20 protein-coding genes and 1 tRNA gene are annotated in these 25,467 nt (G+C 46.0%); 5 read left to right on the top strand and 16 right to left on the bottom strand.

Going from position 1 to position 25,467, the window contains the following annotated elements; genetic code table 11:
• Positions 1-97: 97 nt before the first annotated feature.
• The 3 genes from EHV08_RS06615 to EHV08_RS06605 are packed head-to-tail and all read right to left on the bottom strand — an operon-like array spanning position 98 to position 2,102.
• Complete coding sequence (locus EHV08_RS06615) at positions 98-928, bottom strand: hypothetical protein (protein WP_126678619.1); 831 nt, start codon at positions 926-928, stop codon at positions 98-100.
• Positions 925-1,605: a hotdog family protein gene (locus EHV08_RS06610; RefSeq protein ID WP_126678618.1), complete on the bottom strand. Its 681-nt coding sequence runs from the start codon at positions 1,603-1,605 to the stop codon at positions 925-927. The genes EHV08_RS06615 and EHV08_RS06610 overlap by 4 nt, the downstream gene beginning before the upstream one ends.
• Positions 1,602-2,102: an RNA polymerase sigma factor gene (locus EHV08_RS06605; RefSeq protein WP_126678617.1), complete on the bottom strand. Its 501-nt coding sequence runs from the start codon at positions 2,100-2,102 to the stop codon at positions 1,602-1,604. The genes EHV08_RS06610 and EHV08_RS06605 overlap by 4 nt, the downstream gene beginning before the upstream one ends.
• A gap of 194 nt (positions 2,103-2,296) precedes the next feature.
• Between EHV08_RS06605 and EHV08_RS06600 the strand changes: the two genes are divergently transcribed.
• Both EHV08_RS06600 and EHV08_RS06595 read left to right on the top strand, forming a co-directional pair.
• The gene (locus tag EHV08_RS06600; RefSeq protein WP_126678616.1) at positions 2,297-2,755 is read left to right on the top strand and encodes an RNase H family protein; all 459 of its coding nucleotides are present in this window, start codon (positions 2,297-2,299) and stop codon (positions 2,753-2,755) included.
• A gap of 77 nt (positions 2,756-2,832) precedes the next feature.
• Entirely contained in the window at positions 2,833-3,528 is a 696-nt protein-coding gene (locus EHV08_RS06595; RefSeq protein WP_126678615.1) for a ComF family protein, read from the top strand.
• Positions 3,529-3,716: 188 nt separating this feature from the next.
• Here the strand turns inward: EHV08_RS06595 and EHV08_RS06590 are convergent, their stop codons facing one another.
• From EHV08_RS06590 to EHV08_RS06555, 8 genes are all read right to left on the bottom strand, one after another.
• Entirely contained in the window at positions 3,717-4,721 is a 1,005-nt protein-coding gene (locus tag EHV08_RS06590) for a DUF4369 domain-containing protein (RefSeq protein ID WP_126678614.1), read from the bottom strand.
• Positions 4,722-4,755: 34 nt separating this feature from the next.
• On the bottom strand, positions 4,756-6,450 hold the full coding sequence (locus EHV08_RS06585; RefSeq protein ID WP_238988026.1) for a tetratricopeptide repeat protein: 1,695 nt from the start codon (positions 6,448-6,450) through the stop codon (positions 4,756-4,758).
• 18 nt (positions 6,451-6,468) lie between these two features.
• Positions 6,469-6,553, bottom strand: a tRNA-Leu gene (locus EHV08_RS06580).
• Between the two features lie 387 nt (positions 6,554-6,940).
• Positions 6,941-7,504, bottom strand: coding sequence for a hypothetical protein (locus EHV08_RS06575; protein ID WP_126678613.1), 564 nt, complete (start codon positions 7,502-7,504; stop codon positions 6,941-6,943).
• 298 nt (positions 7,505-7,802) lie between these two features.
• A complete protein-coding gene (locus tag EHV08_RS06570; protein ID WP_126678612.1) occupies positions 7,803-8,378 on the bottom strand; it encodes a hypothetical protein in 576 nt (191 codons plus the stop codon).
• 13 nt (positions 8,379-8,391) lie between these two features.
• Positions 8,392-8,814 carry an SRPBCC family protein gene (locus EHV08_RS06565; protein WP_126678611.1) on the bottom strand — a complete coding sequence of 141 codons (423 nt, stop codon included), beginning with the start codon at positions 8,812-8,814 and terminating at the stop codon, positions 8,392-8,394.
• Between the two features lie 26 nt (positions 8,815-8,840).
• Entirely contained in the window at positions 8,841-9,473 is a 633-nt protein-coding gene (gene pyrE / locus EHV08_RS06560) for an orotate phosphoribosyltransferase (protein WP_126678610.1), read from the bottom strand.
• Positions 9,474-9,618: 145 nt separating this feature from the next.
• Complete coding sequence (locus tag EHV08_RS06555) at positions 9,619-10,470, bottom strand: DUF4595 domain-containing protein (protein WP_126678609.1); 852 nt, start codon at positions 10,468-10,470, stop codon at positions 9,619-9,621.
• 304 nt (positions 10,471-10,774) lie between these two features.
• Here EHV08_RS06555 and EHV08_RS06550 point away from each other — a divergent pair, with 304 nt between their 5' ends.
• From EHV08_RS06550 to EHV08_RS06540, 3 genes are all read left to right on the top strand, one after another.
• The gene (locus tag EHV08_RS06550; RefSeq protein ID WP_158676064.1) at positions 10,775-12,559 is read left to right on the top strand and encodes a helix-turn-helix domain-containing protein; all 1,785 of its coding nucleotides are present in this window, start codon (positions 10,775-10,777) and stop codon (positions 12,557-12,559) included.
• Between the two features lie 149 nt (positions 12,560-12,708).
• Positions 12,709-13,200: a T9SS type A sorting domain-containing protein gene (locus EHV08_RS06545; RefSeq protein WP_126678607.1), complete on the top strand. Its 492-nt coding sequence runs from the start codon at positions 12,709-12,711 to the stop codon at positions 13,198-13,200.
• Positions 13,197-14,510: a hypothetical protein gene (locus EHV08_RS06540; RefSeq protein WP_126678606.1), complete on the top strand. Its 1,314-nt coding sequence runs from the start codon at positions 13,197-13,199 to the stop codon at positions 14,508-14,510. Before EHV08_RS06545 ends, EHV08_RS06540 begins: the two co-directional genes overlap by 4 nt.
• A 375-nt stretch (positions 14,511-14,885) precedes the next feature.
• On the opposite strand, the gene EHV08_RS06535 is transcribed toward EHV08_RS06540, so the two are convergent.
• The 5 genes from EHV08_RS06535 to EHV08_RS06515 form a co-directional block, all read right to left on the bottom strand.
• Positions 14,886-15,386 carry a regulatory protein RecX gene (locus EHV08_RS06535; protein ID WP_126678605.1) on the bottom strand — a complete coding sequence of 167 codons (501 nt, stop codon included), beginning with the start codon at positions 15,384-15,386 and terminating at the stop codon, positions 14,886-14,888.
• Between the two features lie 2 nt (positions 15,387-15,388).
• Positions 15,389-16,282, bottom strand: a complete 894-nt coding sequence (prmC, locus tag EHV08_RS06530; RefSeq protein WP_126678604.1) for a peptide chain release factor N(5)-glutamine methyltransferase — start codon at positions 16,280-16,282, stop codon at positions 15,389-15,391.
• Positions 16,282-17,316 (bottom strand): iron ABC transporter permease, encoded by a 1,035-nt coding sequence (locus EHV08_RS06525; protein WP_126678603.1) that lies wholly within the window; start codon positions 17,314-17,316, stop codon positions 16,282-16,284. The genes prmC and EHV08_RS06525 overlap by 1 nt, the downstream gene beginning before the upstream one ends.
• The gene (locus EHV08_RS06520; protein WP_126678602.1) at positions 17,313-18,485 is read right to left on the bottom strand and encodes an ABC transporter substrate-binding protein; all 1,173 of its coding nucleotides are present in this window, start codon (positions 18,483-18,485) and stop codon (positions 17,313-17,315) included. The genes EHV08_RS06525 and EHV08_RS06520 overlap by 4 nt, the downstream gene beginning before the upstream one ends.
• A gap of 412 nt (positions 18,486-18,897) precedes the next feature.
• Positions 18,898-25,461 (bottom strand): DUF4465 domain-containing protein, encoded by a 6,564-nt coding sequence (locus tag EHV08_RS06515; protein ID WP_126678601.1) that lies wholly within the window; start codon positions 25,459-25,461, stop codon positions 18,898-18,900.
• Positions 25,462-25,467 lie beyond the last annotated feature (6 nt).

Below are 25,467 nucleotides of genomic sequence, written 5' to 3'. Positions count from 1 at the left end.
GCAAAATGGGCGATTTTGTCAACTAAAACAGGCGAAATTGCCAAACGGTGAGATTTCAAATACCTGGCGTTAACGGCATTTATGGAACGTAAAAGGTTTATTTCTTCTTAATGTTTTCTATTGATGCCTGCAGCATTCCGCGCAACATCTTGTCGGAAGTTTGTTTCAACATCTCTTCGAGCACTTCTGTCACCATCTTTACTTCGGCCTCGTCAAGGCAACTTGCGTTCTTGCACAGTTCGTAGATTTGTGATACAAAACCGTGGGCAGAGTTACTGTTAGGCTTGAGCATGAAGTTGTTGCGGAAGACGTTGAACCGTGCCAACCAATGTGATGCATTGTCTTTGGTTTTCTGGTTGATATTGTTTTGGGAGAAGAATTGGTCGAAAGAGTTGTCCAATTTCAGTATCTCTTGCTTTTTGAATTGCGGAATCCGGGCATACGAAATTATGATACGACCTGTCACCATATCCTTTTCCGGCTCGTTCCACTCCACTGCATAGGCATATCTGAAGTCCTTGTTGGCCTCGTCAATGAAGTTCACATTGACGTAGTTTACATACTCAAGACCTAGGACAATGCCCTCTTTGTCGTTATACATCAACGTGCGACGCTTGTAGTTTGCATCCTCCGCTATTGCACTCTCCCAGTTTTCCGAATACGCTTTTTCACTGTCGCGACGTATGGCCGACTTCAGTTCGTCTATCAGTTTCATATCGCTCGCTTTGATAGTGAATGTGTATGAGTCCATTTTTCCCACTATTTCGTTCGTTTCCGGGTTGCGTGTCTTGGAGTGAGACTCTTTCGACTGCACTCTGTTATTGTTTATAAAGTTCTCGAATGCGCGCTTTATGTTCTGCTGCGCAAGCATCACCTGCGGCATGAGAAGCAGGCAAATGCTGATGGTAAATGTTCTTATTTGTTTCATAACTCTGTGATTATTTGATTGTTGTTATTAGTGAAATCAATACTTCCGTCTTCCATATATACTGCAGTGTAACCATTTGCTTCCATCTGTGAAACCACGAGTTGCTTTTTCATTTCGACCATCTCTTCCTCCATTTTTCGTAGTTCCTCGTCCAACTTCGTGTTTTCCTCCATTATTATTTTTATGCTTTTCTCTGCCGAGATGTATTCTGTGGTGCTACCGGAGGCTTGCCGTTTGAGGTGGGGAGAAGGTGTTTTTGTCCGAGAGTTTGTCGTTTCCAACGTATTCTCATTGCCATTCGCCGTCTCTGACGTAATCGTTACCTCGCTCTTTGTGTCCTTTTCCCTATCCGTATTTATTGATGCCACTGCCACTTCGGTTGTTTTTCGTGGCGTTGTTTGCAATATAGTAAAGGTAGCGGTGACAATGAACAACACCGATGCGGCCGCAACCCACCATCTCTTTCCCGACTTTCTGCACATATTTTTCTCCTTTGTCGTGCCGTCTGTTGTGCCACACTCTAACCATCTGAATATTTCCTTATAGTCGGAGAGAGCATCAGGCACATCGTCACGGCGGAAATATTGTGCCAGCAACTGTTCCTCTTCGAGTGTCGTCTTGCCGTCCATGAATTTCTTCAGCAAGTCCTCTATGGTTTTCATTGAATATACTTTCATCTTTTGTTCCTCCTTCTTATTTCTTCGAGTAGCGAATGGCGTGCCCGCGATAACAGTGTAGATACCGAGGATACCGTTATGCCCAATCGTCGTGCAATGTCCTCATGGCTCATCTGTTCGTCCTGTCGCATACGCAGAATGGCATGCTGGGTTGGTGGCAACTGTTCTAATTTTCTCATCAACCATAGTTCCTCCTCGTCGGCCTCTATCCTTTCGGCCGGTGTTGCGGATGTCGCAGTGATGTTTCGTTCCTTGTCATCGAGCGGCACGGTACGTGTCCGTCGTTTACGGTCGATGGTCATGTTCCGAGCCATTATTCCTGCGAGGTTAGTCAGATTGCCGTTTTCATGGAGTTCGTTCCGCATCTGCCATAGCCTCAACATCACCTCTTGTGCAACGTCTTCAGCCTCGGCATTGCCTGCTCCGAGACTCATGCTTACCTGCAAAGCCCTCGTGCGCAGCCCCATCGCCATCTGTTCGTATGCTTTTATCTCCATCGCTGTAAATATAACGCATCCTCTTTCAATTTTCAAACGTGTTTAACATAAAATAACTTTCATGAAAGTGTCATCTGTTGCACAATCTTTGCCAATACACACCGGCATGTTTTTTTATCGCTTTTTAATTTTGTCATATATTCATTTTGCATTACCTTTGCAGATGGAAAGTGTGGGGAAGAGAGTGAGTGTATATGCAGAATCCGCCTGATTACAGACATGATACGGTGCTACCGCTGCCAATGGAGGTGACGGCAGACGCTTGGGCAGTTGATGCAGGCTGCTCAGGGAATCCCGGACCTATGGAATATCAGGGGATTGACTTGGCGACCGGAGAACGGATTTTCCATTTCGGGCCGATGAAAGGAACGAATAACATCGGCGAGTTCCTTGCAATAGTGCATGCGTTGGCATTGTGCCGGCAGCGCGGACTTCACAACAAGACGATATATAGCGACTCGTATAATGCGATATTGTGGGTGAAGAACAGGAAGTGCAAGACCAAGATGGAACGCACTCCGGAAACGGAGAAGTTGCACGAAATAATCCTTCGCGCAGAGAGATGGCTTGCCACTAACGATTTCCGTAATCCGATAGTGAAATGGGAGACTGCTAAGTGGGGCGAGATACCGGCTGACTTCGGGAGAAAGTAGGGGAGAGATGACCTGTGAGAGACAATGGATAATCGACAATTACCACGCGTAATTGATAATCAACGGAGAGATTGGGTATGAGGTTATTACGCAGAATACTTGATGTTATCGCACCGCGACAGTGCTGTGTTTGCAGCAGGCGGCTTGCGATAGACGAGGAACTGATGTGCGCGGCTTGTAATATGCACTTGCCGCGTACGTTTTTTTCTGCCCATGCTTATGACAATCCGATGGCCCAACTGTTCTGGGGGCAGATACCGATAGAGCGTGCTGCGGCATGGTTTTTCTTCGAACCACACTCCGAAGTGTCGGCAATGATTTACAGATTGAAGTATGGCGACCACCCGGAATATGGTTATCTGTTGGGACAATATATTGCCGAGGATTTTGCCACCGATGGCTTTTTCGAGGGTATTGATGCCATTGTGCCAATGCCGATAGCGCGGAAACGGCGGCGCAGACGCGGATATAACCAGAGCGAATATATAGCAAAGGGTATTGCCGAGGTTACAAAACTACCGGTGCGTACAGACCTCGTTGGGCGTAAGGATTTCCGTGGCAGTCAGACACAGAAGAACTGGTGGGAGCGGCATGGAAACGTGGAAGACGCTTTCTCGCTGAAAAACGGAGAATGGGTGCGCGGCAAGCATCTGCTTGTGGTTGACGATATTCTTACTACGGGAGCAACGGTACTGGAATGTTCGCGCGAACTTTGCCGTGCGGGAAATGTCAAGATAAGCATTCTTACGATAGGTTTTGCGGGAAAGAAATAAATTCAAATCGCTCATCAGACCGCATTTGCTTAGATTTGTTATTGCCGATATGCTTCCCTACTGCTTTAGTCCGCTTGCTGGCGTAACCATCATATCTCGCCGTAACTCGCTACGTTTTCGTCATAAAGGCAAATAATCTGCTCAATAATCAAACAAAATCGGTTCGGAATCTGATAATCTGTGTGAGATTATTTCAGCATATCGTCAATCTTCTTGAGAAGTTCCTGTGTTTCGAGATTGCGTTCCACCACGTGTCCCTGTTTGTTGTAAACCACGTTGCCGGGAACTTTATACAGACCGAGTTGTTCTACGAGTTTCCCCTCGAACATCATTCCGTCACATGCAATGCGCAATGATACGGAGTCGTTTGCCAATTCTTTTTTTATCCCATCGGTATTCGCATCAAGACAAATGCCTACCACTTTGAGAGCCTTTCCTTTCTCTTTCATTTTCTGTTTCAGCATTCTCATTTGATTGATGCTCTCATACTGCCATGTGGCGCAGGTCATTATCACAGTCACTTGGCCTTTCAGTTCGTTGCTGTTTATCGTTCCGCCGCCGCTTGCAGGCACCGAGAAACTTGGTATTTTGGCTCCGATGCCCCATTCTTTGAGTCTTTTCACGTCATTCTTCAGTCGCAACAGTCTGCCGTTATCCTTTTGTTCGGCAATCATTTTGTCGAGCAGAGTGTTTGCTTTGCCGTATTCCGGTTTTGGCGAGAGTATAAAGTATCGGCGCAAGAGATATTCGCTCACGGCCGATTCGGGATGGTCGCCGATGAATAATTCGGCATGATGACTCACATCGGGCGGTGACATCTGTGCCGTTTGCTTGCGGAAGTCGGTCATGAGTTCGTTCTCCTCCGTGCCTGTTATTTCCATTTCTTTCAGGTGCGAAACATCTGCGCTGAGGTCAACGCTCCCTCCCGACTCTGCGAATACCGGTTGTTCGGAAAAGTTAGGGAACACAATCATCAGCGTTCCGGGTTCGTTGCACGGTATTTCGTATGAGAACCGGCCTCCCGATATGTTTATGGTATCGATGCCGTTTATAATGCCGTCGTTGCTATATACCAGAAGCCGGCCTTGGTTCATGTGCAGGAAATGTCCCTCCATGCGAAACCGTCCGCGTCGCGACGAGCACGACACGAACAGCAAAGCGCATATTGCGATAAGGTATAATCTCCACTTCATAAGGCCGAAAAGCCGTTTCCCGTTCTCTTCTCGCTTATTTCTTAACGTTATTCATCTCAATATCACCATCGCCGTATGTGGCGAAGAATGGGTCGGCGTGTGTCGCCTTGATGAGATATTCGGATGCTTTATTGTTCTGTCCGGTGCGCACCATGAGCAGTGCATTGAGATAATGAGTCAGTGCGTCAGGCTTTTCAATCTCTGCCAAAGTCTGAGTTGCGGCACTGTAGTTCTTGTTAAGAATCTGAGAGAGCAGGGCAAGGTTGTTGTTTTCGCCCTTGAGGTTCTGTTCTGCCAGCATATAGTTGCCCTTTGCAATGTTCAGTGCGCCCAGCACCTTTGCCATTCCTGTGGCTCCTGTGGCATTGGCCAGATAGCGTTCGGCCATATCAATATCGCCGTGTTGCAGCACAATCATAGCCATGTTGGCGTATGCTTCGGGCAGTTTCGCGCGTTCCATTGCCTCTTGGAAGTTGTCTATTGCTTCGAGTTCCTTTCCGCTCATCATCTCCATCACGCCGATGTTGTTCTTTGCGCGATAGTCATTGGGATATATTTCAGCAGTCTTGGCATATATTGCCTTGCGTTTTGCGATGTCGTTTTCGAGTGTTGCGGTGTAGAGGAGTTCGTCGGCCGATAGTTTTTTGGGGTCGGCGGCATACTGTGCTTTCAGTTGTTCGTCGCTGCGTCCCACCGTTTCATAGTTTATTATCATTCGTGCGCGACGCAGTTCTGGCAATATGCCGTCTGCCAATTCGCGGAATCCCTCGCTCATGTTGCGTATCTGCTGTTCGCGCTGTTCCGGGTCTTGATACATGGACAGCACTCGCAGTATCACGTCCTTGTCCTGAATGTTGCTTGCAGCCACAAGTTTACGGAAGCCTTCCCAGTCTTCTGCCGTGTAGCGTGCCGACACATTTCCCGACACGCGCGCCTGTTTCATCTGTCCTTTCACGTAGTCTTCAGACACCGTCTGTCTTCGGTTGGCAAGGCGGTCGTTCACCGCCAGACTGCCTTCGGGCGATGCGTATGCGAGCACCTCAACGTTCTTCAGGTTCAGACTCTCGCTCTCGCGGTTTATCTTGCGCAGCATTTCGACAAAGTCTTTCACCGAATTGCTTGCCAGTTCGCTCTTTCTAAGGTTCGCCTGATTGACGAGGAACTTCACCTGTGCCTCCATTTTGCGGTTATTCACGCGGCGGAAAGAGTCGGGAGCGATGCATGGCGATTCGTTCTCTAACGCTTTCTGATAGAGTTCGGCCGTTGTTATTATGCCCGATGCCACCCTCACCAGCGGTTGTTTGGTTTCTTTGTTACCCTTGCGTGTCACGATGTTCAGATATAGTTCGCTGCGGTGGAATGCTTCGTTATAGTCGAAAGTCTGGCGCATAGTGAAGTTTCCACCGTTTTCGTAAGATATTACCTGATGGTTGTTTCGTGCTTTCTCTCCTTGGAACGATGTGCCCTCTTCGGCGCGAACTACCATTCCTTTGCTGCCGCGCAGTTCCGGAGTGATTGTCACTACGGCGTTTTTCTTCATGAACTTGGCTGGGAATTTGCCGTTTATGGTCACTGTTACCTGTCCTGCCTGTGTCTCCATCGGGTTTGGTGTGACATCGAAATTGGATGCGTTAAGTTGTCCCATCTTCGATGAGCATGAAGCGGTTACGACTAAGACTGAGGCTGTTAGTAGATAGAAAAGATTTTTACGCATAATCAAAAAAATCATGTTTTTTATAAAAAAAGGTGCCGCGAGCGGGACTCGAACCCGCACAGCCATTCCTGGCCAAGGGATTTTAAGTCCCTCGTGTCTACCATTCCACCATCGCGGCATAAAGGTTTTTTGCGCTTGCAAAGATACACCGATTATTCCTAACTGCCAAATCATTTGGCATTTTTTTGCGTTGTGCGACAAGTGATTGCCGCCGTTGTAGAGTCAACCAGCAAGTGCAAAATTAGAAAACTTGTTTGAAGAACTCGTACTTTGGTGTAGAAAAGTTTAATTTTTCTCTCGGCGAGAACCACTTTTTTATTGCACTTCGTTTTGGAACTTACACCCCAAGCGTGATATAGGAAACTGCTGTTCATCTTTGTACATTTGTTTGTGGGTATTCAAATATACAATATTTACAGCAGTTTCTTTTTTTATTTTATATATTTATCACTTCAAATTCCGGAAGAACCATAGTTTTTTCTATTTCATAAGATATTTCTTTAATTTATGTAATGATGCTAAACACGCTATTTAAAAGCATCACCACTATCAGTATGTTTGATTTAATTTTCTCCGTGTAAATGCACATTATGAGATTGAAAAAAGCGAAGAAAACCCATAAAGGAATGTATTCGCCCTTCACATAAGACACTAAGTTCAAGTAATAAACTGAACTTTTCTCTCGCTGCCCAGAGTAAACAAAGGGAGTGTATTTCCCTTGCTTCTCTCTAAAATCAGGCTCCAGATAGCATTGCAATGATTTTGGGTGGGATTCTATTATATTATCAAAAGAGCGTTGTGGATAAGGAAGGGACATATAATATGTTGCATCAAATTCTTTGTCTGGAAAACTATCCGACTTAAAATTAACAGTATGTTTTCCTCTACTTCCCGTAATTGTAATCCCATATTCTTTCCTTATAAAATCATCTTTTGTGTATTTTACTGGAATATCAACGAACACCAACTTCTTGTCAGCTTTATAGGTTAGATAGACAAAGCAGCCTATATAGCTGAAGAATGCAAATAATTGTAGAAAAATTATTAGTATCTTATATCTTGTTTTCATACTGTATGAGTCATACCAGCAAGTGCAAAACTACAAAACTTGTTTGAAAAACTCGCCTTTTGGTGTTGAAAAGTTTAATTGTTTTCTCGGCGAGGATCACTTTTTTATTGCACTTCGTTTTGGAACTTACACCGTGCGGTAACGCCTTTTATCTTTTCAGTCTTTGCAATATAAATGAAACAGTCAACCAATTTCGCCCAATTTGCAATGCAATTTCGGCGAAATTGGTCAGCAAAATGGGCGAAATTGGTCGGCAAAAGGTGATGTTTTGCACGATGTTTCTCCGTATATGGCATTTTCAGTTGTTTACTTTCAGCACTTTGGCAATGCCCGTATCGGTATAAGAGGTGCGGTAACGTATAAGTTTCTTGTCGTTCCCGCGCCCGTTTTCGGTCACTATGCCACCGTTGTTCATGTCGTAAACGCGCTTGCAGGTTTTGCATTTTGCCTGCCCGATGTCTGTCATGGAGAGCAGATAGCGAGGCATGTTGCTTTCGGCATAGCAGTTCGGGCACTGCGCGTCGTAGGCATACAGTTCGCCGCCGAGCGTTCCGTAGCCCACGATGACTCCGCTTTCGTTATACACTCCGAGAATACAGGTGCGCAGAGCGTCCTTGGCATTCATCTGAGTTTCGCTCTCCAATCCCCTGTTACTATGAAATCCGAACTTCTTTTCGCCTTTTATGTAGATACGACAGAATGTTCCGGGCGATGCCGCTATCAGTGCACTCGCCAGTGTCGGGTCGTTATGCTCGGCATTATCGAAGATGAAGAAGCAACGGTATTTGCTGAATTCGAACTCGCTGTTGCTGCACGATGTCAGTACGAGTGCCAGCAATGCCGATAGCAGTAGTATCCTGCAAGGTTGTCTCATAGGCTTCAGTGACTTATGGTTCTGTTGTATCGTAAGGTATCATTGCCAGAGCCTCGGCTATTTTCTCCACGCCTTCCTCCAGCGGTTTCTTTGCCATTGCTGCCATAAAGAAAGGCAGGTCGGCACTGATTGTCACTTTCAGTTTCGACTCTGTTTCGCTCGTTGGCAGCATCTGTATCCACAGGTTCATCGGTACGGGCGACTTTTCGGTTTCAAACTTGATGCACTTCGGCTCTTCGCGTTCCACCACTCGCAGCGTTACCGGTCCCATGGGTGATGATATGGAAACGCTGTCGGAGTCGAACTTGAGGTCTTTTATCTTGTCCTCCGGGATGCGGTCGCGCACCCGCTCGATGTTGTTGAGATCGCTCAGCATGTCGAAGACGCTCTTTTGCGAGTAAGGCACCTGCTTTATTTTGCTTTCAAATTTGCTCATAATAATAAAACATCAATTCCGAATTGTTATTTTTTCCAGTCGGCAGGCGCCTTTCTCCACTCGTTCAGCACTACCACATCGGCATCGGAGATGTATCCCGTTTCGAGTGCTTCGGCCACCACGTGCTCGTAGTCGGTGAGTGTGATGAGTTCCACTTTCGCGTCGTCGAAAGCCTGTTTTGCTATTGGGAAACCGTAAGTGTAACTTGCAATCATGCCTATTACCTCGCTTCCGGCGCGACGTATAGCGTCAACGGCCTTTAGCGAACTGCCGCCGGTTGATATGAGGTCTTCTATCACCACCACTTTCGTTCCGGGCTTCAGTTCGCCCTCGATGAGGTTTTCCATTCCGTGGTCTTTCGCTTTCGAGCGCACATAAACGAACGGCAGCCCCAAAGCATCGGCAACCAATGCGCCCTGGGCGATTGCTCCTGTGGCTACACCTGCTATCGCCTCTACCTCAGGGAAGTGCTCCAGAACGGCGTGTGTGAGTTCGAGTTTCACATAGTTGCGCAGTTCGGGGAATGATAGAGTCTTGCGATTATCGCAGTAGAATGGCGATTTCCAGCCCGAAGCCCATGTGAAAGGGTTGTCCGGTTGCAACTTTATGGCCTTGATTTTCAATAATTTTGAGGCAAAAGCCTTTTTCATTTTATCCATGTCTTAATTGTTTTTAATTTCCAAAAAACGTTATGTTACGAAATGTTTTGGCAACAAATATAGTGAATGATTTTGAAACATACAAAATAACAGGGTGGAAAATCACACCCTGTTGTTAATTATTCGTTTGAAACGTCACTGTTGATTACCAATGGATATCATAGGCTTGGTGATGCTCATTGTTGTTGTAGATGTTGACAAGTGTCGGATATGCCTGTGCGTTCAGAACCCATGCGTATTTTCCTACAATGTCTCCGTCTTCATCAATTCTTTTCTGTGGCAAGTTCTTTGTGGCTGTTCCGAGAAGTCCTGCATAGTATGTGAAATCCAACTCGTCCAGATCTATGTCGAATATTGGCTTGTAGAACATGATGCAACCGATGTTTACCATAGGTTTGGTGACTTCTTTCGAAGTGTAGTAAATACTATATGATTTGTTCTTTGGTACGCCTAATGCATAGTCATGTTTAACCTCTACAATATTGCCATCTTCGTATTTTAATGTACTTGTGACATTCTTTTTAGAGTAATATGCCTTTATCAAGTGTCCGTCTTTGTCATATTCGAAATCCCATGTGCGTTTATTCAACTCGTCTTCATTATCTTTTCTTCCCATGTTGTAAGCGTGCTTTATGAATCCGTTGCTGCCAACGGTCATGTAGAAGTCCTGTGCCCCATCCTTGTCATGGATTGTCATCAATACGTCAACATTCTTTTTCTTGGCTTCATAGTCTTTTGGAGCGTAATAAAAAACAACCACTATGTTTTCAATATCAGAATAAATTTTCTCTACAAGACCTTCCTGGTTTACCTGAAATTTGCGTCCTATGATTTCTTTTGGCAATCCCCCCTTGAATACATTTTGGGGATTTATCTGGGCATTGCCATTGTTACCATTGTTGTCGGATCCGTTCTCATCGCTTCCACATGAAGTGAATAATGTTGCGGTTCCCATTATCATTATTGCAAGGAACGCCAAATTGATAATTCTTTTCATTTCTTTTCTTTTTTAGATGTATTTATAAAAACAATGTTTTTGTCGTGCATTAGTCATGTAAAAACATTTTTATGCCGGCAAAGGTAACCTAAAAAATCCGATTGATGGGATTAAGTTGCTTAAAAATTTTTAAAAAACGATAATGTATAAGTGCTTTTTTGGATTCTTATGACAAAGAATATTACGTATTAAAAAAAACAAAGTGATGTGGTTTGCAGTGCGAGAAATATTTTATATATTTGCAGTTAATTTCACAGGATATTATTGAAGTGAGGATAATTTAGAAGTGCGGAAAATGAAAAAAATGAATAGATATTGTATTTTACACTTTATACTGACCCTTATTTTTTTAACAACAACGACAGAGACAGATGCCGGCGTGGTGGCGGGGAAAGGTGCAGACTTGAGTAAGATGACGGATGGCGAACTGCTGAAGTATGGCGAGGAACTGATGACGAAAGAACGTTCGGACAGTGCCCTGTTGTGTTTCGAGTTGATAAACAAGCACACACCGGCCGACATAAAACTCTATGCGAAGAGTCTGTTGTCAACAGGTAAGGCTTATTATGCTCGCAATTCGTATGCAAAGGCTATGGAAAACTACATGACGAGCCTGCATATCTGTGAGGAACAGAATATCGAGGAACTGCTGCCGGAGATTTATAAGGATATCGGTAACATATACAGCATGTTCAATGACTTCCGCCAGAGTAGCGAACTTTACACCAAGTCTCTTGACATTGCACGCAAGAGGGGAGACAGGACGTTTGTTAATAAACTGCTCAGTAACCTTATCTGTGCCTATACTCCGCAGACTCCGGTGAAGAAATATTGGGAGTATTACAAGGAGTTGAGCAGTTATAAGGAAGACCGTCCGCGCTATAAGTACGACCTGCTCATGGACAAGGGGCTTATACTTACTTATGAGAAGAAATATGAAGAGGCCATAGATTATTTCAGAAAGGCAATAGCCTTTTCCAAGGAAAACGACATTTCGTTATTAGGATTGGCATCGGTATATACAAGTATGGCCGACGCGTATCAGACATTGGGCAAGCGAGACTCGTCGCTACACTACCTGATGAAGAACAAAGAAATTGCCGAACGGATAAAGTATCCGGCACTTATGATTATAACTCTGAAGAACTTGTCGGAGATTTATCACAATGTTGACGAGCGCAAATCGCTCGAATACAAGTCGGAATATCTTGCTTTGAGCGACTCGATATTCAACATGAACGAGTTCAACGGTATCAGGAATGCGCTGTATTACTATGAAATGGACAACAAACTGAAAACAATCAGTTCGCTATCCGAGACAAATCGTGCCCATGACCATGAGATAGCAATGCAGCGACGGTGGCTCATCACGCTCACCATATTCTGTGTTGTCGTGGTGTTTCTCGTGATTATGGTGTATATTCAGAAGAGGCGGTTGAGCCGTTCTTATTACCATCTGTTCTATAAAAATCAGGAAGAACTTGCCGTTGACAAGATTTATGCACGCCGAATAAAGGAGATGCAGAAACGCATGGATATGCTGCAACGCAACGAGAAAGCACCGGCAGAAACGCCTTTGGAGGTCGCGGAGAATGAGAATGACGTGATTGCGGAAGACATAAAGCAAGAGTTTGAGGAGAAAGAAAGTGATGGGGCAGAAGCAATAGCCGACATCTCACGTCCACAGGCAAAGTTGTCAGAGGGGCAGAGAGACTCCTTGCTCGATGCCATAATGCAGGTTATGGAGCACGGAGAGGAATTTTGCGACAGCGATTTCGGCATCGAACGGCTTGCAACATTGGTGGGGTCGAACTCGAAATACGTATCGCAGGTAATCAATGATGTGTATTCAAAGAACTTCAGAACGTTCCTTAACGAGTTCAGAGTGAAGAAAGCAATGATGAGAATGAACGATACCGAGCACTACGGACAGTACACTATAAAGGCTATCGCAGAAAGTGTGGGATATAAATCGCAGTCGAATTTCATCAATGTTTTCACAAAGCAGACGGGAATTAAGCCGTCGGTGTTCCAGAAAATGTCACGCGAGAAAACTGTGGTGACAGACGATAAGGACGATACGGAATAGCGAAAATATTAGTGTTTTTTACTGAAATCGGTTACTATTTCACGAATTAGAAATCGAAATGAAGGCGTTTTTATTCATAAAAGCGTCTTTTTTTATATTTTTGCCCTCGTAATTTTTAAACCTTTAATATCGATCAAACATTACACATTATGAGTAAAAGACAAATTATCTTGGTCTTGACGGTTATAATGACAATGGCAATCTCTACGGCGCAAGCACAGGTGAAATTGGTTGTTACTCCGAAAAACGGAGGTAAAGCAACCGAATATACCTTGCAAGACATCCGTAAGATTACTTTTGACAATGACGGTATGCACATCATCGGAACAAATATTACTCCTGAACCGGTGTGGGCTCTGTCAGACATTAAAACCATTACATTTGACGGTGTCGTAACAGGCATTGGAGATGTTGTTAACAATGCGACAGGCAATATCAGCATCTCGCGCAACGGTGACATGCTGTACGTTCACGGACTGGAATCAGGTCTGCGTGCCGACGCTGCAATTTTCGACCTTAGCGGCAAGTCATTACTCCGCACAAAGGTAGCCGATGGCGAGGCGATAGACATCGCAGCACTCCGCCAAGGCGTTTACATTATTAAAATAAATAACGCAACATACAAATTCGTAAAACAATGAAAAAAATAATAACCTTGTGCCTCATGGCACTCATCAGTATCTCTGCCCTCGCGCAGACAAAACCAAACCGTATGCTCGTGGTTGAGAAGAACGGTTCTTATAAAGGCTTTTTGGTAGAAAGAGTGGACAGTGTCTTCTTCACATCAATCGAAGGTCGCGTGGCAGCAGATGTCACTTTCCAGAAATATAACACCGGAGAATCAGGCGATACTGTATGGGTTACCGTTACGAAAACACCTGAATGCAAGAATTTCCGCATCAATTGTATTCCTAAGAATATTGCCGACAAACTTGTAGATGATGCTACGGCAGCAAGATATTTCGAACATATCGGTGGCGCATTATACAGCGAAGACTTCACAAACGGCCAGATGACAGGTTTCGATAAACCGATGGCAGTAAATGCCGATTACTCAATCGTTACAATAGGATACGACCAATACGGCATTGCATGCAACATGGCGAGAGCAGATTTCAAGACTCCTAACAAGCCACTCATCGGCAATCCTAATGTGGAATGCACGGTATTGTCTGTTGGTACAACTTCAGTAAGTATCAAGTTTACACCTAACAACGACGTTAAGGCTTACGCTTACTGCATTTTCCCGAAGGGTACTGCCTATGATCAGTTCGCACAGTGGGGTCCTATGATGGGCTACTCAACATTCGGTGACATGATAAAGGGCTTCTGCCAGAAAGAACTCACCGGAGAAGTGGTAAACGAATGGAAAGACCTTGAGCCGGGAAAGGAATATGAAGTTGTTGTTCAGGCATGGGATAAGGCAGATACTTATGCAGAGCCAATCTTCTGCTATGTTACAATGAATAAACTCGGAGGCAATGGTGTAGCAACCGTAACAATTGAAATTAAGGAGTTTGGAGGCACAGACAACAACTATTACCAGCGCGTTATTTACACTCCGAACGACCAGGCTGCATTGCATCGCGACATCATTATTACAAAAGAAGCATTCGATTCTGAAACATTTAATGGCGACGAGGGTGTGATAAACTTCCTCAAAGAAGACCGTCCGAACGATCCTTACTGGAATCAGTATGGTGTAGATGATGTAAAATGGAACGCAGAACCGTCAACAACTTACTACGCATGCTCAATCGCAATGAACGCGAACGACGAATGGGGACCATTAGCGAAGGTTGAGTTCACAACCCCGAACTCGGCACCGGCACCTGCTAACGCACCTGCTTTTGGCAAGCGTATCAACTGGCAGGTTGTAAGCGGAGCGGCTAATTTCAATGCCGTGAAGATGAACACCAATAAAGGTGTTATGAAACTGGAACAGAAGTAAGCATATTGCAAAAGTGATTTTGCTGCTTATTTCTCAAAATAATAAAATATAAGTTGGGTAATATAAAAATGCTTTTATGGTATTTGTCTTTTAATTAAGTTAAAGATTCCTTTCTCTTCCGGTTGCATGGAATACTGTGTGACCGGAAGGACAGGAAGAAAATACCGGAGAGAGGATAACAATATGTAAAGAGCCAGTACTCATAATGAATGAGCGAAAGGGGCGAATGATTTAAGAAATACACCCCCAACTTGAAACACCATATAAGGACTATAACTATTATCAACGATCCCGAGGGCAGCGATAGAAAAGATTCGGTCTCTGTCTTCGGGATCTATCTTTTTATGCTTTGAAGAAGAATAATCCTCCAATCGATTAGGGATAATCTTCAGGAGCATCAATACATTGCCGTATTTGGTCTATTGTGAAACCGCGTGAGGCGGCGAAGCGCATCAGTTTCATTGTCATTTCATATTCCGATTTGGCCTTCGTCTGACGGCGTTTCGCAGCAATCAGGGGGCGCAATATGGCAACGAAAGCATCGTCATCGATTTCGTCCAGTGCCGCATTTCGCGTTTCGCGGTTGATGTGTTTGGCGTACAGAGCCTGTTCAATCTTACGTCTTCCCCATTGACAATACTCCATCTTGTCGCGCACAAAAGCACGGCAGTAACGCTCGTCGTCCACATACCTATTATTAATAAGGTGTTGCATGATGCGTGCCTGTGCCTCCTCGCCAAGCCCCCACCGATTCATTTTGTCGAGCATCTCTCCCGAACAGTGCTCTGCATTGGCACATAGTGTGGTAAGTCGTGCCAAGGCCTGTTCCTCGCTTACTGCCGATGGTTGTCTGTTAGTTGGCGTTTGTCTTCTCATATTCATACTGGTTTTGTTGCCGTTGCAAACCTCTTGCGCCCGAATCGGTCGTAACAGAAAGTGACATCGGCAAACCCTAAGCCGGTAAGCAATGTTTCGAGTTGGTCACAGAAAAGCGGATTAATCTCGAAAAAGAGTTTGCCGTGAGGGTTTAATGTTTGTTTCGCGTAAATGGCAATGGCATTATAGAAGAGCAGCGGATTGTCTTGTGGGGCGAAAAGAGCAATGCCCGGCTCGTGCTCCAATACTTGTTCTGCCATTTCCTTTGACTCGGAAGGGACGATGTAAGGCGGGTTAGAAACTATTATATCCCAACCTTTCGTGCTGTCATTGTTGCTGAAATGCTCATCACAATGCGCTCCGTTACCGGTTTCTTGTTGCAGAAAGGGTTGTTCGGATAGTATATCAACGTTTCTGAATACTATGTCGGCATTGTGCCTCTTGGCGTTCTCCTGTGCTATTGCCAGTGCTTCGTTGCTTATATCCCATGCCTCCACTCGTGCACCCGGAATGTTCAACGCAAGTGTAATGGCAATACATCCCGAACCGGTTCCTATGTCAAGAATATGCCGTATTCCTTCTCCTTCCGCCCTATCTTCCTCCACAAGTCGGCAAAGTTCCTCTGTTTCCGGTCGCGGTATCAGCACTCCGGGGGCTACATGGAAACGTCGGGCGCAGAACTCCGCCGTACCCACAACATATTGCACAGGCTCGCCGGCGAGCAGGCGATTTGTTTTTCGCTGCAGTTCGTCGGCAGGCAGGCGTTCCGTTGCGCCGCAAATAATGTCTGTCATCTGTAGTCCGTAGCCCACTTCCAGCAGGTAGCGCGCCACGGCACGTGCCTCGCCATCTTCATATCGTTGGCGCAACAGCAGACAAATGTCGTTATATGTCATCAAGAACGTTGTTTCAGTAATACGTAGATTATCACCGGTGCGCCCATTATCGGGGTTACGGCATTGAGCGGAATTATGCCTCGACTGCCCGGAAGCACACATGCAATGTTGCACAGAAGTGCCGTGGCAGCACCGCATAAGAGCGTTGCCGGCAGCAGTCGCCGATGATTTTCGGTGCCGAGAATCATACGTGCGATGTGCGGAACGGCAAGTCCGATGAAAGCCACAGGGCCACAAAAGGCGGTACTGATGGCAGTAAGTATGCCGGTAACGAAAAGCAGACTGTTGCGAACACGTTTTATGTTGAAGCCCAAATTCTCTGCATATTGGTCGCCGAGAAGCAGGGCGTTGAGCGGTTTCACGAGCAGTAGCGATGCTATGAGTCCGAAAATCGTTACAGAAGCGAATGCCGGCATTTGCTGCATGGTAACGCCACCGAAGTTGCCCAATCCCCATATCATATACGACTGCACCCCCTCTTCGGTGGCGAAGAAATTGAGCAGGGATATTGCCGATGATGTGATATATCCTATCATGATGCCGATTATGAGCAGCATGATATTGCTTTTTACAAGTGTAGAGAACAGCATGATGAGAGCCATAACCGTCATTGCTCCGATGAATGCCGCCACGAGTATGGCGACAAAGCCTGTGAGCGAGAATGTTCCGGTGGTGATGCTACCGCCGAGCAGCAGCATGACGAGAGCCACACCGAGCGAGGCACCGCTGTTGATGCCGAAGATGCTCGGGCCGGCGAGAGGGTTGCGGAATGCCGTTTGCAGCATCAGACCGCTCACGGCGAGCGAAGAGCCGCACAGCATTGCGGTGAGTGCCTGCGGCAGTCGGTTCTGAAGAATGATATATCTCCATGATGCCGGTATGTGTGAGTCTGCACCCGCCGCGCCATCAGAGCCGAAAATAATCGACATGACATCAACAGCCGGTATATCGACAGCACCCACGAACAAATTGACAGCGAAAAGAATCACTATCAACAGAAACATGGACGGCACAATGGTTATCCCTTTTCTCATTCCACCTTAATGAAATATTTCGGTGCACCGAGACCCAAGTCGGGGTGCATAATTGTGAGGAAATCGCGCAAAAGTAGTTCAGGGTGGAAAGGAGTGTCCTCATAGAACGTACTCGTGGCGGTGTTACAGCCGTAGAGTTCGCCGTTCTTGTAGGCTTTGAACTGTTCGTAGCCCCTATTTTCCGAGAGCAGAACATTGCGTGTGATGGCCTGCGGAGAGTTGTAACGGAACATCCACACATCGGCCTCCGCACCTTTTTCGAGCACCGTCTCGAACGACAATGAGAGCGAACCGGCACTCCGATCGTCTTGCCACGGATAACTGCATGCGGCATCTTTCAACATCTTTCCAATGGTGCTGCCACCTCCGGGAACATACCATACGGAACCTACGAGTTTGTCCATTATCACCGACTTCTGCTTCGTTTGTTTCGTTTGTTTGTTGTTATCGGTGGTATATTCGCGTCCTTTCTCTTTCAGTTCGTTGTAGTTTTTCTCAACTTCGGCGAACAGGGCGCTCGCTTTCTCTTCCGCGCCGAACAACATACCGTAGAACTTCATCCACTCGGCGCGTCCCAAGGCCGATGTCTCCATGTAGTCGGCCATTTCTATAATAGGTATGCCGAGATTCTCTATGCGTCCGTATCCGCCGCTGTTCTGGAACGGAGAGAGGAAAATAGCGTCGGGCGCGAGGTCGATAATCGTCTCGATGGTAGGAGCCATTGTGCTGCCGCAGTCGCGAATCTTGCCTGCCTTGACGCGCTCTTTCACCCACGGCAGGTTTATGTATTGCAGGTCGCAAACACCGGCAACAGCATTGCTGCAGCCCAATTCATCGGCGAGCGCACAATGCACGCTGGTCGTTATGAGAGTCTTTTTCAGTGGTGTGCGGACAATCGTTGCATTAGGGTGCAGGCTCGTCAGACTGTCGTCTGTGAGTTCCTTTGCGCTGCTTGGCACGAGGATATAAGTGTGCAGCACGTTACCTGTTTCCCACGGGTCGGCAAGTGTCACGGTGTTGTATCCCTCATATTCCACGATTTTTATTCGTTCGGCATACCCCAATCGCAGCGTGTCACCACTGCCGGAGCCTGTCGTCACGCCGTTACACCCTGTGCCTAAAACAAGCATCAGTACCGCTGTCGAAACAATAAGAAGTAATTTTCTCATAGCGTTATTTTCTCTTTAAATGTTCTGTAAGATATGAAGTGCTGTTCAAAACAGCCTGTTTTGTTTTGCAAATTCGCCGAAATTGTTTTGCAATCCTGCCGAATTTGGTCAGCAATTTCGCCCATTTTGCAGTGCCAAAACATTCCTTGACCGCAAAGATACGAAATATATTTAAGAACGTACAATGGAAAAGTGGAAAATTGCTGCCGTTGATGTGTTGTTTTTCTAAACCCAAATCAGTTCAGGAGTTAATGATCGATTAGGGATTAAAGATGTCGGGAAGCAAGACAATGAGTAAGGATTTATCGACTATGTGGGATAATGGCCGATTGGTGTTAAGGATTAAAAGAAAAGGGGTCAGAGAGTCGTTGCAGACTCCATAACCCCTTTTTCTTTTGTCATTTATTGTCGATTATTTTACGACAACCTTGCGAACCGTACCGTCTTTCATGCGTTGCAACTGTACGCCGCGCTGCTTTCCCGAGATGCGTTGTCCGCTTACGCCGTAGCGTGCTTCAATGCTCTCGTCGTCGCTGTCGATACTTTTGATACCGCTTACCTTGATTACGGTCACAGGAATCTTCACATATTGTGTCTTACCCTTTTGGGTCATGGCAACGATAATGTTGAATGTTTCGTCCTTGCTGCCGTCGATTGTTATTGTACCACCGGCTGCATCGAAATTGATTGTTGCTTCAACGCCCTCCGGCATTCCGTCAGGTGCGGTATATACAACTGTTCCCGATGCGTCGAGAGTGAACAATTCGGCGAGTTGTATCACCTTGTTGCCCTCCACAGTCACCATTTCAACCTCTTTCTCAGCACGTTTGCCGTTGAAGTTATCCACGCAGAAATAGCCCGGAGTAACCATTCCCCACTGGTTGTTACGTGAACTTGTGACTTTGAACGAAAGATTCTTCACTGTGCCGAGTTCGCGCAAATCAACCCATTCCCATGTACTTACGTAGTAATGGTTCTCGGCGTTTTCATCGCGATAGTCGGCAAGGTAGTAATCCTTTGTTTTGCCGTTGTCTGCGGTAATGGTGATTTTACACCAATCGCCGATACCAAATTGTCTCTCGTTTGTTGTCGGATTGGAGGTAGAACCATCGTCCACGGTGTAAGCAAAAACGTTCCAAGCGTCGTTGGTAATATAGAAACCGCGCAGTTGGTCGCCTTCATCGTTGTTCATCACAGTTATCTTTCCGCCCTGCGGGTATGCCACCATGTAGTTCTCCGAACCGTCATATCCTCCACCGACAGCATTGTTCCACTGATCTATGAAGTAGTCAGAGTTATCGAATTTTGTAGAAGTACTGTTTGCGTAAGCAAAGTTACCCCAGTAAGGAGAGGTTGGTTGGCCATTCCACATGTTGCTTGCATAGTTGTCGAACTTGTAAGAGCCGCTAACGAACGAGCCGCCTGCAGTTCCTTTCGACAAGTTGCCCATCCAGAAACTGTTCTCTGCGAGATACAGGTTCTCGAATGTTGCAGTCTGTGCAGTACCCTTCACTATTACGCGTATGGTGTCAGAAGCCGACAGGTTGTTTGCATCAACAACCGTAACAACATAGTCATCGCACTCGGTAGGAGTGACATCGCATGTCAGAGAAGTTGTTGGGAGTTCGGTAAGGTTCTCACTCTTCAGTTGAGTATGCTTGCCATTTATCCATGTCACGGTGTAAGGTGCCGTGCCTACTGTCAGCGTTGCTTCGAGTTTTACGGTCTCGCCCTCGTTGATTGTCTTATCATCGACAGCCACAACAACCGGTGGTTCCGGTGCCGGAGGAGTTTCGGTCATGGTGAACTCGACGTTCTTTGCATCGCCGTCGATATTGCGGAGGCTCACGAGTTGGAAGTAAACCTTATACGTAATATCGGTTTCAAGGTTCTCGAAGTTGATGGTGTTCTCGGTGTTAGCCACCAATGTCACCTTCTTTTCGCTTCCTTTCAGTTGCTCTGTTGTAGGTGCTTCCTCTTCGGCTTTCTTCAGAATGTAGTAGGCGGTGGCAGCAATGTCGGCCTTGATGGCGATGCTTGCCTTTCCGTCTATCGATGATTTCACTTCCGGATAGCCCTCAACGAATTGAGGAGCAGACATTGCGTTCGGGTCGTACTCGTATGCACCGATTGATATATTCTCGTTCGGGCGAGCCTTACCGTTGATGTCTGTTGTCACATAGTCGAGTTTAACGGCTGTCAGCAGGTCGCCTCCAAGGTCGTTCTCCGGCTCAAGCACATCTTCCGTCAGGAAGTTCACCATCTTGTTTATACTTCCGGTCTCGCCACTTGCAGCAACCCATTCGTCAAACTTGTACTTCTTGTTTTTTCCGCATCGTGCAATTTCCTGTGATGTAGAAGTGGTGTAGATGATGTTGTGTGACAAAGAAACCTTGCCGAAATTGTTTTCATTCTTTAAGTCGTAAACGACACCCTTCGACATGCTTTGCAGCACGTTGTTGGTGATGTTGTAATTGCCATCCACAATCTTTTCAAACATTACTGCCGGTCCGCTGTTCTCCATCATCTTGACAGAGTTGTGAGCGATGTTTACATATTGTCCCGGAGAAACAACATTGAAACCATAACTTGTCGAAGAAGTATGCTTGATAATAATCTCGTTGTTTGTGATTATCACCGGTTTCTCGGCTGTTCCCACGAGTTCGCGCAGGTATATACCGTAGCAATATGCTTGCGGTGCCATGTAGATGCGGTTGCCGTTGATAACAGTCTGGTGCTCGCTTGCCTCTCTCACTACGATGTCCATGGCCTGTGCACCCTTCTTGCCGGTAACCGTGTTCTCTATATTGTTGTTGAGAATCTTCACTCCCAGTTCGTCGTAACTATATATGCTCTTGTATCCTTGGTTCTTGAAGACGTTATTCTCGATTACTCCACCAATTTCCTTAGGCAAGGCAACATAACCTGTTCCACCCATATTGACACCCATGTAACCGCCTTCTATGAGAGAATTCTTGACAGTAAGGAAGTCATTGTTCTTGTTTGCAACGTTCTCTGCGAAATGACCTACAAGGTTTATTGACTTCTTGTAGTCACCATCTGCGGTTTCGGTCGGAGCATGCAGCCAGCAGTTGTCTATCGTTGCGTGGCGGCTCTCGTTCTTAACCATTACTACGGCATCGTAATAAACATCTTCCGTGCAAATTTCAAGGTCCTTGAGTGTTACATAGTTTACGCCAAACAGTGTTACAACACCATATCCGTTCTTATACTGATTCGGGTCGTATCCGCCGCTGCTGGTGTAGGTGTTGTGGAATATTTTAACGTCGCGCTTTCCGCTTGCAGACTGCAGAGTGAGAGTGTTGTTTGCGCTCAGTCCCTTTATTCCGGATATGAGTACGCGCTCGTTGTATTCGCCTGCGTTGATGTTAAGAACCACAGGGCCGTCAACACCTACTGCTGCGATGTCGTCGATTGCTGCCTGAATAGTTGTATAGTCGGCATCGGTGGCACCCACTGTGAATGTTCCGTGCTTTCCGCTCTTCACAGTTACTGTTGCCGTTGCGGGGTCTGTAACGTTTACAGTTTCTCCACCTACGGTGATTGCAGTTACCTGAGCCGTTGCAGTCTGATCAACTTCAGCATCGCCCTTGATGTCGTAAGCCACCCAGAAATAGTATGTGCCGAAACGCTTCAGAGTGTATTTCTCTTTGAACTCTTCGTTTGCAGAGAACCCGTCAACAGTACCTGTTGCATAGATGTGATGTGCTTTCACAGCCTCACCATCGGTTCCTGTTATGGTGAAACCTGTGATGTCGGTGCTTTCTTTCTCACCTTCGGCTGTTACGGCAACCTTCAACATCTTCACGTCTGTCTCTCCCTTCAATACTTCGGGAACTGCCACAGCCTCGGTTGTAACGCTTGTAACCTTTACGTCAGTCTTCTTGTATGCAGTAACCTCTATGGCAAATCCGTCGGGAGTGCTTGTCTTGTTGGTGAACTTAACAGTTATTTTACCGTCTTCCGACTTTGATGTTATAGGGCCATTCTCATGCGGTTTGTCATACATACTAAGTTCCATGTCTGCTTTGTCTTTGACTTCGCCGCCATGATAGATATAGAATTTGGTAGTATATGCAAGATCCCACTCCTTGAAATCGAACTTGATATTGTCGGCAGGAGACTCCGGAACGAATGTTACCGTACCATTGAAGTTCTTAGAAACAGTACCATCTGCACCGCCATCGTCATAGAACATAAGTGCCATTCCTTCCTTGACCTTTACCTCGCCGTTCTCTCCATTCTTGATAAGATAGATGTTCTTTATCTCGCGTGCGCCTTCCGGGTCACCGTTTTCAACGGCTTTCGTAGTACCGTTTATCTTTACCGATGTCACCTTTGCATCGATGGTCTGTCCCACTTGTGCGTTGTCAGACACATCAACATTCACGCGGAAGAAGTTGTTTCCTTCCAGAAGTGCTACCTGATTTGTTGTATTAACGGTAATAACCGATTCTGTTCCGTCCACCATTGCAGTAGCAACTGCTGCGTCGGCTTCAGTGATTTCGCGGTCGGTTTTACCTACAGAGAACACCTCTATCTTGCTTATATTAGCCTGAGTGTTCTTCAGATCGAGAGTAAGTGCTTCAAGATTCAGAGTGCCTTGGTCTCCTTCTGCCTTAACATTCAGCGTCAGCAGGCTCTGCGATTTGTTTCCTACAGAAACGATACCGGTGCTTGTTTGTGTTACATCAGTTGATGTATATTCCATCGGTTTGCTCATGTATTCGCTTACTGTTGAGGTCCAACCCTTACAGTTATAAGCATAAGTTGAGTTCGGATTGAATAGCACTGTAAGTGCACCATCAGGACTTGTAGAGCGTATTATCTTGCCCGGGCCGGTTTTCTGCTCGGCATTTGATTTCAGTTCATAGAGAACTTCTCCCGTTGTACCGTCACCGTTTATAATCTTGAAAGTTGAACGTGTGCCGTAACTGTTTGGAGCATACAAGACATCAAATTCTGTGATGTCAATCTGCATAACATTACCGCTGTGCTTCGGCTTGAAGATGTTCACGCGGTTGTCATTTCCCGGCTGACAGTAGTTGTTGTATGAGTTCGTCTTGGTTTTGAATACCATAGAACCGTTCACGGTTTTTGTCTGTGTTCCCATTTTCTCGTAGGAATAGACAATATTCTCCACCTTACGTTCTGCAACATTGCTTGTTGTGGCAGTTGCTGTGGTGTTGTTTGTGAACGTTGCGCTTACGAAGTTGGCGGCAACTTTTTGCTCGTTTTGTGCCTCATCGCTGATGTTGTATGTAAGCCAGAAGTAGTTGTCGCCCTCGTTAAGGGTAACGGTCTTTCCGGTTGTTGTGATCTCAAAGGCATCAGCAGTCACGTCAGCCTCGCCCACTTTATATGTTTCGGAGTCAGAGAAATTCTTTTTGTTGCCTGTGTAGTATAGCGTAGCATGTGTTACGTTGGCATTTGTGGAGTTGGTGTTGAAAGCAAACTTCTGAGCCACGAGAGCCGGTTCGGTGTCGTGGGTCTTAATGTTCACACACATCATAGGCTGATTTGCATCGCCTGCACATACCGTTTCTGTAGAAGCGGTTTCCGTTTCGGCATCGTCAGCAACCATTGCCTGCGGTGTGAACAGAGAAACTTCTGCCTCGAAACCATCAGCAGGCACAGCGTTGCTTGCATCACTGAACAGCACCACTGTCAGCGAACCATCGGCTGTGGTGGAACTGAATTCACCCAATTCACCCTTTTGCAAGGTCTGAATAAGGTTCTCCGGTTTTACTTCGCTACCGTTATATATACGCAACTCTTGGTTGTAAAGAGAGCCGTGCCAAATCTTGTTGACATTGAATTTTACCCTTACTTTTTTGCCGGAAACACCCGGTTGGAATGTTACCTGTCCGTTTGTCTTAGATACTATGCCGCCGTCTTTTCCTCCTTCATCGTAGAACAGCATTGGTGTCTCGCCCACGGTAATTGTCTGTGGGGTAGATGTCATTATAACGATGGCAGGATTTTTTACTGCAACCGATGTGCCCGCAGTGAATGGATTTACTCCGTCGGGATGAGCCGTCGTCGTTATTTTAGTGATGTCAAGCCTAACTTTTGCATTAATAGCAGCCGTTTCGAGGAAGTCGCCTATAATGTCGAAATTATTGATTCCTGACGCAAGAACTTGTTCGAGAGTGAATTTATAACCGCTACCTTCTGCTTCAACGGTTGCATTGAGAGGTTTGTTGCCATAGAAAAGTTTCAGAGCCGTAGGGTTAACTGCGCCTTCGTTCTCAGTAAGGTTGAACAGAATAGAGGTCACCTTGTCAGGATTCATCACGCCTGTTGTTGTGACAAAGGCTCTCGCAAGGTTTACATTGTTTTTGCCTGATACCGTTTCAGTAACGTTGTCATAGTTTGAGCCGGCACCGGTAGTGGTCTGATTTTCCAGTGTGACACACCTAACCTTTGCCACCCAGCCTTCACAAGTCTTGGAGTAGCGGTGCATGAAACCCACCGAAAGAGCACCATCAGGGGTAGAAGAGTAGTAAGTCTTATTCTCATGACTGCCGGTCAGTTTCTCTTCGAGCAATGTTCCGGTCATGCCGTTGAAACTTGAAGTTGAAGTTACACTGATTGCATCTTTCGCAAAACTGAACGTATCGCCGGCATCGGCGATACCGTCGTATATGTTCAAATACATGAAATAATGGTCACTATGCTGCTTCAAATCGATTTTCTCGAATGTGATTTGAATCGATTTTCCTGCCTCAACCGGCTTGAACACCGTTAAAGACTGGCAGTTGTAACTGTTCTCTCCCTTAATCTTGTCCGTGCCCCAAGGGTCATAGAACGTGATTACCTCGTCGGAAGCCACCTCTATGGTTTGCTTTCCGAATTGCAACTGATTGACGTTTCGGTCTGCCATCATCTCTAATGGCACCCCTAACAGTACTGTCAGAAGCAATAGTGATAACTTTAAAAATTGTTGTTTCATAAAAAA

This window comes from Prevotella koreensis, from assembly GCF_003977605.1.
Lineage (GTDB): Bacteria > Bacteroidota > Bacteroidia > Bacteroidales > Bacteroidaceae > Prevotella > Prevotella koreensis.
Note: the sequence above shows the minus strand (reverse complement) of the source record. Positions and strands in the feature narration are given on the sequence as shown.